This window comes from Ancylomarina subtilis (assembly GCF_004217115.1).
Taxonomy (GTDB): domain Bacteria; phylum Bacteroidota; class Bacteroidia; order Bacteroidales; family Marinifilaceae; genus Ancylomarina; species Ancylomarina subtilis.
In genome coordinates this window covers 411,524-424,516 of sequence record NZ_SHKN01000001.1, presented here as the reverse complement: position 1 = coordinate 424,516, position 12,993 = coordinate 411,524, and the positions used below count along the sequence as shown (strand labels likewise).

The window sequence follows — 12,993 nt, the reverse complement described above, 5'->3', positions numbered from 1 at the left end:
TCATAAATTCATCATAAACTTATCAAAAAATTAAAATAATAAGTTAAGCATATAATGCTCTTATGTATTTTTAACAACTGGACACACACAAATTCAAAATCGATATTTATATCTATAACACAGCAAAAATAAGGTCTAAGGGACATTATAATCTTGAAATAATTGACTCAATCATTAAATTCCACCAAACAAAATTCAGTCAAATTAACTTTTTCAACACGACTTATCGTGAAGCAAAAAAAGAGCTCTGTAATGAATATAAAATTCAATACAGAGCTCTATCATATCAGTTGATTATTGACTTAATATTTCAGACCTATAAGACATCTAATTAGAATGACTAATATTAAGAGTTGTTTGTCTTTTTTAACTTCAGCAGGTATAAATATTAGGTTTTTATCAAAAAGACAATGTATATTTGGCCCCTATAATATAAATACAAATTATACAGTATGAGATTTAAAAGTATTCTGCAATCACGCTACGGAGGTCTGCTCCTATTCAGTCTGATATTTATAACCCTCTCTTTTCTTATTCGAACGATACTCCTGATTGGTGATTTTCAAAATTCAGATCCCGGTTTGATTCACATCTTCCAAATTTATCTGTATGGTTTATTCTACGATTTGGTAACCATTTCGTACTTCATAATTCCCTTTGTATTCTACCTACTAATCGTTCCGGATCGTATTTTTAGTACGAAAATACACAAATGGATTTCTTATGTATTTTTCATTATCACCATAGGTATTCTAGTATTTTCAGGAATTGGTGAGTGGTTCTTTTGGGAAGAATTTAGTGTTCGTTACAATTTTATTGCCGTTGACTACCTGGTGTATACACACGAAGTCATCTCAAATATACGAGAGTCTTACCCAATGCCCATCATTATTCTTGGCATGTTGCTGCTTTCAGCAGCTATTTTCGCTTTGGTAAAAAAACATTTCGATAAAAGTATCAACTCGGAATCTCGCTTTGTTTCCCGTTTAAAACTCAGCCTTATTCTGTGGCTTTTACCCCTACTGGCTTTCTATTCGGTTAATAAAAGCACAGCTGAGATTATGGATAACACCTATTCCAATGAACTCGCTCACAACGGAATCTATCAGATTTTTTCTGCTTTCAGAAACAATGAGTTGGATTATAAAGCCTTTTATAAGGACATCGACAACAAAGAGGCCTTCACTCATCTGCGTGAGCTTATCAAGACCCCAAACAGTACCTTTACCAGCGAGGATGTTCTTGATGTGACCCGTCAGATTACCTATCCAGGTGAGGATAAACATTATAATGTAATGCTGATTACAGTTGAAAGTTTAAGTGGTTCTTTTTTTAAACGCTTTGGTAACACAAACAACATCACGCCTAATTTGGATACCATTGCCCAGCAATCCTTATTTTTCACCAACTTTTATGCAACAGGGACACGTACCGTTCGAGGTATGGAGGCTCTGACCCTGTCTTTACCGCCAACACCTGGTTTTTCTATCGTAAAGCGTCCGCATAACGAAAACATGTTCACCTTAGGTAATGTTCTAAAATCGAAAGGCTATGCCAACAATTTTATTTATGCGGGTAATGGTTATTTCGATAATATGAACTATTTCTTTGGTAATAGCGGGTATGATATTATCGATCACAAAGATTTCTCAAGCGATGAAATTACGTTTGAAAATGCCTGGGGAGTTTGTGATGAAGACTTATTTGCAAAAGCGACACAAGTAGCGGATAGCTTATATAAAAAAGGACAGCCTTTCCACAACTTCATCATGACCACTTCCAATCACCGCCCTTATACCTATCCTGAGGGTCGTATTGATATTCCATCTCATTCGGGAAGAAAGGGCGCTGTAAAATACACCGATTATGCCATTGCTAAATTCTTTCGCGAGGCTAAAAAACATCCCTGGTTTGAGAATACCATCTTTGTTGTGGTCGCAGACCATTGTGCATCGAGTGCAGGAAAAACATCGCTTCCGGTCAAGAAATACCACATTCCTCTAATCGTGTATGCTCCAGCTATTATTAAGCCAGGTGAAAACGCCACATTGGCTTCACAAATCGATTTTGCACCTACAATTCTGGGGCTGTTGAATATGGATTACAAATCGAAATTCTTTGGTAAGGATATTCTGTTGGATCAGCCTGATCGTGCCCTTCTGGGAACCTATCAAAAAATTGGTTTGTTACAACACAATCAACTAACGGTCCAAGTCCCAACTAAAAGAACCGAAGCCTTTCAGGTTGACAATTTGGAACAGCACGTAACGCAACTCAATCAAGAGGAATTACGCGACGCCATTACGTATTACCAAACGGCGAGTTACCTCTTCCATAATAAGCTTTATAATTTCACAGAGAAATAAATCGTCTTTCTTCTTAAAAGAGACAGATATAAAAAATCCGAACTCATATGAGTTCGGATTTTTTATTGATCGTAAAGAAGGTTGTTTACTCTGATTCAATAAGCCTAATTGGTTACTTAACATCCTTCAGATTAACCAGATCCAGCTTTTTCACCAACTTACCAATTGTTAATCCTTGAATAATAATTGAAAACAAGGCCACGGAATACATCAGAAAAACAAATAAGTCACCAAAATGTTCCGGAGGAACGGATAAGGCTAGTGCAATTCCCAAGGCCCCTCTCAAACCACCCCAAGTCAGGATTAAAATCGTTTTTCGGTTCACCTTTTTATTGGAATGTTTGATAAGCTGGAAAGGAACTAAAACTGAAATATACCTCGCTATTAAAACAACAAGTATCGTGACGATGGCAAATGGGATATGAACAACTGAAGGGTTTATTAATGTTATAAAAAATCCAAGCAGTACAAACAACACCCCATTTAAAATTTCATCCAAAACGTCCCAAAATGTCACCAATTGCATCAGATTCTTTTTTGAATACGACTTACTATGTATCATGTTTCCAAGATATAATCCGGCAGCAACCATGGCCAAAGCTGGTGAAACATGAATATTTTCAGCTAATGAATACCCTCCCGATGCCATAACTATGGTTAGCATGACATGAGTCTTCGCATTGTTTTCGGTTCTTTTAAGAATCTGAAAGCCTAAAAATCCAATTAACAAACCAAAAGCAATCCCTCCAAGAGCCTCTCTCAGAAAAAGAAAGATCACCTCATCAAACTGTACATTCATATACCCCCTATTGATAACTTGCAGGATCACAACAAAAAGAACCATACCCACACCATCATTAAACAGAGATTCCCCCTCAATATTCATTTGAAGATCTTTTCTCACACTGTAATTCTTCAAAATACTAAGTACCGCAATCGGGTCGGTAGGTGAAATGAGTGCCCCAAATAATAGAGAATAAACATAAGGGATGTTCAATGAAAACAAATGAGCTGCATAGAAAGTTAGTGTGCCAACCAAAAATGTTGAAATAAGGGTTCCGAAAATCGCAAAAACAAAAACGGCTTTTCTCTGCTTTTGTAAATCTTTAATGTTAATGTGCATAGCCCCCGCAAAGAGCAAAAAACTCAGTATAATCTCCAGCAGAAACTCTCTAAAGTGAATATCTCTTTCAAAAGTTGGAATAAATTGGTAAACCGAAGGTGCAAATTCCTTAACTAAAAGAATAAAAACAGACATAACAAGTGCCAATATCATCATCCCAATGGTCGGACTTAACTTCAGATATTTGGTATTGATAAGACTAAAAAGTGCCGAAAAGGCAAGAACGATGACAAAAGAATCAAACATTTTAAATTAATTAATATTAGTTATATTGAGAATCCTCGAATGGGATTCAGATAGACATGCAATGGAATGTTAGCATAATCTGAAAACAGGACGCTTTAACCAGATACGACGAGTCAATGAACGAAACGCTCTTCACTTGATCTAATAGGAGTTCTGATTTCTTTGGATTGGGAGTGCGAAAGTAGGAAAACTATAGAAAAGATAACAATAATGTGATCTGTTTATTTACACCTAAATTTATCTGTCTTCGAAACTCTGTAGCACAAACCTAAGATCGCAGATACACTTATCATGTTATCAGAATATTAGAATCATATCAAATATGAAAGAACAGATTCCCCATAAAAAAAAGCCGAATCTGAAACGCATTTCAGATTCGGCTAACTGTTCAATACACATTTCCGTTCTACTTCTTAAGTGCAGGTGTTGAAAATGGTGGTGGGGTTATTTTTCTTTTTGTCTTAGACAAACGAGAAAGCGCCTCCTTAACAGCACGCTCCAACTGAGGATCGATACCCTTGTTTAAGGATTGTGCATCCTGACGAACCTCTATTGTTGGAGAAATACCTTTATTCTCGCCAACCCATTCGTTTTTGTTTGGATCAAATACGGCATTATCAGGAGCCGTTAGTGCACCCCCATCTACCAAGGGATAATGTACTGACGATTTAACCAAACCACCCCAGGTACGTGCACCAACCACTGGGCCAATTTTCTGATGCTTGAATACCCATGGGAAGAAATCACCTCCCGATCCGGCTAGCTCATTAATGATTAAGACTTTTGGACCAACAATTCCGGCAGGCAAACGAATCGGATCGCCATTCGGCACCTCGTTGGTTAAACAAGCTCTTGTTTCGCGTCTCATCAAATCAACCATATAGTCATCCAATAATCCGCCGCCATTAAAACGTTCATCAATCACAGCTCCTTCCTTATCTTGCTGAGCAAAATAGTAGCGATTGAAGGAGATAAAGCCATTATTTGAAGTATTCGGCACCCAAATGTAAGCCAATCGTCCGCCGGAAAGCTTATCAACCAAACGTCGGTTGTCTTCAACCCAGGCGCGTTGACGAAGGGCTCTTTCGCTACTTATAGGTTTCACCGTTATTTTCCAGGAACCTTTAAAATCAGACTTGTTATTGATATGAAGAACCGTTTGCTGACCGGCTGTTCCATCAAGAGCCTTATAAAAGTCTTGTTTATTGCTGATTTCCTTACCATTAACGCCAACGATATAATTCCCCTCTTCCACTTTCATTCCTGGACGATCCAACGGACTAGACAAGTCAGGGTTCCAACTCTCTGAGGTATAAATGCGCTGAATCTTCCAATGCTTGCCATCGGCCACCAGATCAGCTCCCAATAAACCCACCGACGGACTATCGGTTTTAGGGAAATCGCCACCAAAAACAAAACTATGACCTACCGAAAGTTCACCATTCACCTGATCGAGTACATAATTTAAATCACTGCGATGTTTGATGTAAGGTACAAGAGGTGTATAACGTTCGTAAACCTCGTTCCAATCTCTGCCGTGCATATTGGGATCATAAAAATAGTCGCGCTGGTATCGCCATGCTTCTTCAAACATCTGATTCCATTCAGCCATACGATCGAGCTGTGTTTTCAAATTTACCTTTAAAACCTTCGCACTTTTTCCATTGGGACCTTTCGTTCCAATCACTTTCCAGGCCGATCCCATTTTAGCTAACATCTGATTTCCATCCGCCGAAATCGAAACAGATCGAACACCGGAAACAAACTCCTTTGCTTCTCTCTCTTTTAAATCGAATTTATGTAGCGTAGAGGTTCTCCCTTTAGGACTGGCTTCAGCAATAAATACAATGCCTTTGGTTCCAGCCAAGATGTAACGATATTTCCCTTTTTCCATAGGTAGAGGAATAATTCTTCGCTCAATACCATCAAAATCAATCTGCATCAGGCTATCGGCTTTTTCCTTGACTTTCGCTGATTTATCATCCTTTTTCTTATCCTTAGCTTCTTTTTTATCCTCTTTTTTTGGCGCCTTTTCTTCATCGCTTCTTGGTTCAAAAGGCGAAGCATCTTTCTTACGCAAATTCACAACATAAGCCTCGTAGTTGGGTGCCTTTGCTCCCATGACTGAGGTATTCACATAACCCGAAAACAAGGCTAAATCAGTACTTGCCAGAAAATAAAGATGATGCGTATCGGCATCCCAGGCAGGTGAAAAAGCATCTGCCAATTCGTTGGTAACCGGTCTCACCCGATCATCAGCCATCGACCAGATACAAATACGTCGGAAATTATTGGCTCCCGATTTCGCATAAGCAATCCACTTAGAATCTTTCGACCAGGTTAGGCCCAGATCGCCACGCTCAAAATTATTACCCCCTACATCAATGGTCTTGATACGCTTAGCTTCGATATCAACCAAACGAATACGCACATCATCGTCAGTAAACACAATAAACTTCCCATCAGGTGACCAGGCTGGCTCCCAGGCCATTTTCGATTCTTCAATCGATATGGCTTCAGGCTCTGATAGCCCATCCTGATTGGCAATCATCAATTGATAGCCTTTTCCATTCACATCCGAAAACCATGCAATTTTATCCCCTTTGGGTGACCAAATAGGAGCGCGATCAGCTGCAGCTGAATTATTGGTGATGTTTCTCGCATCGCCATGCTCAACCGGCACGGTAAACACTTCTCCACGTGCCGACATTATGGCTCGCTTACCCGTTGGAGATAGTGACGCCGATGCAATACGATCACTCACATCTTCCCACTTGGTTCTTGCCCAAGGGAAATCACCACTAAGCTCAATATCAAGCTGTGTTGTTTTTCCTGAAGCCAAATCATAAGTTTGCAAATAACCATCTCTTTCGAAAACAAGTTTATCCTTATAACCCGAAAGCGATTTGATATCAATATCCTTGAATGTCGTGATTTGCTTTAATTCACTGGTCTTGGTGTCATACATCCAAATATTCATCGCCCAGTCTCTGTCCGAAAGGAAATAGATCTTATCGCCTATCCAAACAGGCTGAACATCAGTTGTCGATTCATTGGGAAGCAATTTCTCACTTGAATCCTCAAGATTCAGAATAATCAGTGGCGTATTTTGTCCACCCCGGTAGGCGCGCCATTCCCAATCCCAACGACGAACCTTATCAATCACAATCTGCTTGCCATCAGCAGCAAATGAAGCTTTGGTTCCCCACTGTGCATTTAGCATTGTCGATACGCCGCCATCGCGTGATACGGTCCATAAACGATCGAAGTTAGATGGTGCTGTTTCACGAGTTGAAGCGTACAATACCCGTTTCCCATCAGGAGTCCAGCCGCGTGCATTAGCAGAAGCAGGATACCAGGTCAAACGCTTCACATCGCCTCCCTTAACTGAAACCGTATAAACGGCATTCACCCCCGAACGATTCGATGTAAAAGCAATGGTCTGACCATCGGGAGAAAAATGCGGATCGCTTTCAACGGCTGGTGTACTGGTTAAACGTAAGGTTTGGGCGCCACTGATATCAGATACCCACAAATCGCCTGCATAGGTATAAGCAATATGTGTTTCAGATAGTGTGGGCTGACGCAAAAGTCGCGTGCCCTGCGCCCGGACATAGGCCGAAAGCAATAAAAAACAAACAAGAAGCGCACTTAGCTTCTTCGAATAATTGTCATTCATATTAATTAATTTTGGTTTGTATATGATTCCTAATCAAAGCATTTATTAGACAATAAAAATATTTTTTTGGTTACAATCAAAAACCCAAATTAGACTAATTATTCCAGCATTTCAATTCTATTCTATATCCATTATGTCTTTCTCGTTATACGCGATATATTACAGGCCTATCACCATAATAAATCGTATTCTAAAAAAAATAGAGTCACAATAATTGCGTCTCTATTCCTAGCTCATCAAACTTTCCTAGCTCTTAGTATCCATCTCAGGCAAAAGATCTGACTTTAAAATATCGTCGTAATATTCAAGCAAATTATCTTCTATGTCTATTATTGATGCAATAAAAACTTGCAACTTTTCCAGTGTACTTTTATTATATGCTTCGGGAACAGATGTCATTCTCTCTTGTGCATATTTTCTTACCAAATCATCGTAATAGTCTTGATATTTGTATGTTCCGGAAACCTTTGTTACCAGATCTATATTCATATAGGCTACAGCTTGCGTGAGTTTGGCTGTCTCCCAGGAGGTCGAATTGATTAATCTGAATTTCAAACTTACACTTCGGTTTGTCACCTTTATTGAGTCCTCCATTTCGAGTATTAAACTATCCACAGTTATCAGATGCCCCCTATGAGCTTGTAAAAGTTCAGCAACTTCTTCTTTGTTATTTAATATTTCAGTCTTTATATTTTGCACTGATTTTTCGGCAAGTTCAGAGTTATCTCTTGCTTCTTTCCATGTATTCAACATCATACCTAAAAATACCGCAAAGCTTATTGATACAAATTCAAAAAGGACTCTTTTGTTGATGATTTTTTTTCTCATAAAATATTTTGTCACATTTAATATTACCGTATTAATTATTTAAAATCTCACCATCATTTGTAAGATGTGTATCAGGAAAGGTCAATTATAAGACTTGAGTAATGTTTTAATTGTAATAAAAAAGTGAACTTCATCGGAACAATTAGATCCTCAGGGCTCAAGCCGTTTTTATTATTTACCTCAAACATTATAAATCCAACTCTTTCAGTCTGTTTAAAAATAGTTTGGTCAGTTTAGTATATTAATTCACAAAAGCACGAGCTGCATGCTGGCATGATTCTTCTTTCAATAAAAAAGAATAAACATTAAAGTACATACCAGTACAGCAACAACAATAAAGACTACAGTCAACTTCCTTTGTTCTGCTCGCGATTTCTCTCTGATATCTTTTTTTATCCGCTCCAATTCCTCTTTAGGGACTTCTTTAAAATGTAGAACTTTAGCATGATTTTTATAATGAATATCACCAGTATCCGATCTAAACTTTTGTCTATTCGATGGCCTGTTAGCACGATTCTGTCTCATGCTTACTATCATATTCAATAAACTACCCGATCCGCCCATATGTTTTTATTCTTTAACGATCAAATAACCCCTTCTTTAACTTACTCTTCCCTATCCAACTCTTTTAACAACCTGTCAATTTTAGCTTCGAGCCTTGAATTTGTCGCACCCACTATATATATAACACTTATGATATTTACTATAGGAATACATGCTAGCATTGTCCATAGGGCAACATTTTTTCCTTTTTCTTTTGCGAGTTTATATACAGCTATGGCAATTACCAGAAAGATTAAAATTAATGGCAAAAAAGCTGCTGATGGATTTGGTTGATTCATTATTCTTAAATTTTATTATTATACTTTAAAAATCTGTAGTATTGGCACAGAAAGATTATTTTAAATAACAGTGATGATTTGCTTGCAAATAGAGTCTCCTCTTAAAATCGATTTTTCCAAATCGACTCTCACTTTTCTATCAAATAAGGTCTCGAATAAGTTTTTAGAGTAGCCAACTGTACAGTTGCACAGAAATGCATCCTTCACTCCATTTTTGACCATAGGACAGGTACAGGATTCAAATATCAAACTTATTGTATTCCCTTCTTTTGTAAGATCGTCTGAATTGCAATAGTCCGCTTTAAAAGCATTAAAAAGAACATCCATATCCGTTTCAGAGGCATTTTCATTTCTGACTTGACAAGCCCCCTGGTAAAGATCGGACGATTCGCAACAAGCTCCGCCACATTTATGCAGGATTTCAATCCCTTGTTTACCACTAAGCTGCGAAAGCTCTTTCAAATTTTTATTTATCCAATTGCTTGTACGAGCATTATCATTCATTATCAAATAACTTTGATCTATTTTTTTCAAATTATTAAATCTCAAAATAAAGCGCGTGAGTCATTTTAATGGGCTAGCTGGTGTTCATTTATTGAACTAAGCTTTCAAACTGCACGTCAACGGCCATGTATATATAAGGTGAGGCTTTCGTATTTTCTATTTCATTATATTGATGCTGTCTATGCTTATAATCTTAATTCCTCTTTCTTTAAAATCTACCATCATACTATCTTTCATGGTTTCTGATTCTGATAAAATTGCTTCATCGATAAGTTTAACCGTATAATTTCTATTCTGCGCAGCTTCAGAGGTTATATTTATGCAATAAGCAGCATCTAAGCCAACAAGATATAATTCACTTATTCTATTACCCGTCAAAATACGATCAAGTTCCGTATCAATAAAGGCATCATTTCTACTTTTAATAACTTCCAAACCTGAATCGAATTTCATCCGCTTATCAAATTTGGCTCCCAAACTCCCCTTTGCAAATGAATTATTTAATAGATTTATTAATGGATCCGAAATTTCACTTCTGATGTATACAACTAAGAAATCTCTGTTCTTAAAAGTATCAGTTATACGGTTGATATTTTTTATTAAAGAGTCAGAGTTCATCGAATAGAAAGGATTCGTTGAAACTTCTCCTGTTGTCGCTTCTTGGATATCTACGACTAAAAGCGCACAATTCGACCCCTTATAATTTTCTATGGGTTGCCCTTTTGAAACAACCGATGCTCGCTTTTCAAAAATTATTAAGTTGGCAATCACAACTATTATAAAAAGAATTATTGTTCCAACAATACCGAATATAATCTTCTTGAGTTTTCCTTTTTTCTTATCCATAATCACAATTGTCTTATTAATTACTAACAGTTTCAAAAATTAGATCATTCCCCATAAGTCACATTTTGGATAATCCCAGGGCTTTTCCAATCCCAAATTTTGTATTTTTCCTTATCGTATGTCATTTTTTCATCATTGCCCATTATCTAAAATTAAATTCTTCGTAAAATTCAAAACAGTGTCAATATTATGACAGAGGTCTTCAAAATTTCGAGGAACATAAAAATCAGGCATTACTCCTTTTCCATCATCCGTTTGATTGGGTCTAAAGAATTTCTTACAAGATATTCCAAAACGCAGCCTAGTATTAGGAAGAAAAAAACCTTGCATTTCACCAAATGAAGTTGCCCTTCCTCCTGTTTCTTCACCAATAAAAATACCTAAACCATAATCTTTAACTGCAACTGCAAATTCAGAGCCTGCAGAAAATGTATGAGGACCAATAAGAATATAGACTTGTCCACTAAATCGTTTATTGCAAGGATATGGTTTGATTAAATGATTTAATCCTGTAATCGTTGTTTTTATACTCCCAATACGATCTTTTAACTTGCTGTCGTTTTGATTTAAGTATGATTGACTAACTTTTAATATTTCTTTTGATTCTTGACAAAACTCTTTGTCTGAAATATACCTTAATAACTCATCACCTAAAGATGAACTTCCTCCATCATTCTCCCTTATATCTATAATTAAATTAGAAATAGATTTTCCTTTTATTTTATGAATTGAATTCTTCAAAAACATTTTAAATTCATCTAAATAACCGTATTCAAAGGTATTAATGGTTAATAGAGCCAAGTTCATATTTTCATTAATAAACATACTGAAGGGTTGTTTGGCTAAGCTTTCTTTTTTAACATCAAGAGAGTCTGACAAAAGGCCATTTATTTTTGTTGTGCTGGTAAATACTTCATCTTTTACTCTCAATGTTAGTTTGAAAGTGTCTTTGAAACCATATACTGTGTAAAGTAGATAGGGGAAGTCTGATGATAGTAAGAAATCTTCTCTCAATGACCTAACTTCACCTGATTCATAATTGGTCAAGCTATCGATAATTTCTATCGTACTAATGTCATTTATTGCAACTAATTCCGTTCCCGGCTGGATGCTTTTGTTGTCGGTAAAATTGCATGAAATAATAATCCTATTTTGGACTTTTTTTAATTCTAAAGGAAATAATAGAATATTCTGAGGATAATAATATACACCCGTGTGTGCGTCACCAAGTTTTGCCACTATTGGGGAAAACATAAGATAAAAATCCTTTTGCGAACAAGGATAGTTTAACTGATTTATTACAAGTTCTAATTGATGATTAAAGGAGGTTTCTGATAATGTTTTAAAAGGATTAGGATGAACTTCAACCAGTGTTTTCTGAAAAAAATCAATATCCTCTTGAATTTCCTTTGCACTAAAATTCTTTTGTCCAAAGAGCGTTCCGGCAAGAAAAATTAATATCAGACTCAAATGTAGTTTTTGCATCGTAGTTTCTAAAATATTAGGTCTAATGGTTTTGCAAAATTTCGAAGTCGATTTTAAAGACGTTCGTGATTTCAAATGGGCTTGCAGGTATTCATCAATTTAACTAAGCTTTCAGTCCCACCCCATAGGGACTACTGCCTATGGTATATGAACGCATAGTTGTTATGGCAGCTTGTATTTCTGACCATATTTAACTCGTAATGCTCTTAATTGAGCTCTTTTTAAATGTATTGATATACCATATTATAAATATTGAGCCAAAAATTATTCCCGCCAGGCCCTCACCATTAATATAAATCATATTTCCCTCTATAATTCCTGGCTGATTCTGGTAGATATTACCAAGTATCATTGGGTTATAAAAGTTCCAGACAAAATGAAATATCATAGGAGGTAATATATTGTTTGTTAAAAAATACGAATATGCAAATGGTAGTGAGAAAACAAAGACTGCCCCCATCTGTATAACTGAAATCAAAAGTGGGTTTTCCATATTTGTCTGATTAGCTAATCCAAATACAACTGGCCCATGCCATAACGCCCAAACGATACCTACAACTATTGCACTGTATATTTTCCCTTTAGCTGTCGCTAATTCTTTCAATAAAAAACCTCTCCAGCCATATTCTTCACCAAACATTAAGAGAAATCCAATGATTATCATCTCAATTGAAGGGAAATTACTTAATTCCGATAGTTTGTCTGAATTAAATTTACCGATACCTGTTAAAGAAAGGACGATAGCCACTAATCCAATAAATAATAAAGGATAAATGAGTGAGAATAAAATTGATTTCAGGTTTATCCTAGTCGTTATAGGTTTAAAAACCAATTTAAACGACTTATAGCGTATCGAATTTATAATGATGCCCACGATTGCAGGAATAAACATCACTAAAGGAAATAATTGCACTGTTTCCGGTTTTGAAAAAAAGAACATCGTGAGACTCCAACTAAGAATGAGTACAATCACAATAAAAATGACCGAATATTTAATTTCTTTCTTCATCTGTTTGATCGTTTATATTTTTAATAAAATGTGTTATAATATTCTTTCTAAGCTTCGTCACCAAT

Annotated in this window: 10 protein-coding genes; 1 reads left to right on the top strand and 9 read right to left on the bottom strand. The window is 36.4% G+C overall.

Going from position 1 to position 12,993, the window contains the following annotated elements; all coding sequences use genetic code 11:
• Positions 1-452 precede the first annotated feature (452 nt).
• Positions 453-2,366: an LTA synthase family protein gene (locus EV201_RS01790; protein WP_130305687.1), complete on the top strand. Its 1,914-nt coding sequence runs from the start codon at positions 453-455 to the stop codon at positions 2,364-2,366.
• Between the two features lie 112 nt (positions 2,367-2,478).
• Here EV201_RS01790 and EV201_RS01785 read toward each other — a convergent pair whose 3' ends face one another.
• From EV201_RS01785 to EV201_RS01745, 9 genes are all read right to left on the bottom strand, one after another.
• Positions 2,479-3,735, bottom strand: coding sequence for a cation:proton antiporter (locus EV201_RS01785; RefSeq protein ID WP_130305686.1), 1,257 nt, complete (start codon positions 3,733-3,735; stop codon positions 2,479-2,481).
• Positions 3,736-4,141: 406 nt separating this feature from the next.
• Complete coding sequence (locus EV201_RS01780; protein ID WP_130305685.1) at positions 4,142-7,414, bottom strand: S41 family peptidase; 3,273 nt, start codon at positions 7,412-7,414, stop codon at positions 4,142-4,144.
• Positions 7,415-7,660: 246 nt separating this feature from the next.
• A complete protein-coding gene (locus tag EV201_RS01775) occupies positions 7,661-8,242 on the bottom strand; it encodes a hypothetical protein (protein ID WP_130305684.1) in 582 nt (193 codons plus the stop codon).
• Between the two features lie 285 nt (positions 8,243-8,527).
• Positions 8,528-8,767: a hypothetical protein gene (locus EV201_RS01770; RefSeq protein ID WP_130305683.1), complete on the bottom strand. Its 240-nt coding sequence runs from the start codon at positions 8,765-8,767 to the stop codon at positions 8,528-8,530.
• 80 nt (positions 8,768-8,847) lie between these two features.
• Positions 8,848-9,084: a hypothetical protein gene (locus tag EV201_RS01765; RefSeq protein ID WP_130305682.1), complete on the bottom strand. Its 237-nt coding sequence runs from the start codon at positions 9,082-9,084 to the stop codon at positions 8,848-8,850.
• 60 nt (positions 9,085-9,144) lie between these two features.
• Positions 9,145-9,588, bottom strand: coding sequence for a DUF6144 family protein (locus tag EV201_RS01760; protein WP_130305681.1), 444 nt, complete (start codon positions 9,586-9,588; stop codon positions 9,145-9,147).
• A 156-nt stretch (positions 9,589-9,744) separates the two neighbouring features.
• Positions 9,745-10,434, bottom strand: coding sequence for a cysteine hydrolase family protein (locus EV201_RS01755; protein ID WP_130305680.1), 690 nt, complete (start codon positions 10,432-10,434; stop codon positions 9,745-9,747).
• Positions 10,435-10,566: 132 nt separating this feature from the next.
• Positions 10,567-11,919 carry a S41 family peptidase gene (locus tag EV201_RS01750; RefSeq protein WP_130305679.1) on the bottom strand — a complete coding sequence of 451 codons (1,353 nt, stop codon included), beginning with the start codon at positions 11,917-11,919 and terminating at the stop codon, positions 10,567-10,569.
• Positions 11,920-12,109: 190 nt separating this feature from the next.
• The gene (locus tag EV201_RS01745) at positions 12,110-12,928 is read right to left on the bottom strand and encodes a CPBP family intramembrane glutamic endopeptidase (RefSeq protein WP_130305678.1); all 819 of its coding nucleotides are present in this window, start codon (positions 12,926-12,928) and stop codon (positions 12,110-12,112) included.
• Positions 12,929-12,993 lie beyond the last annotated feature (65 nt).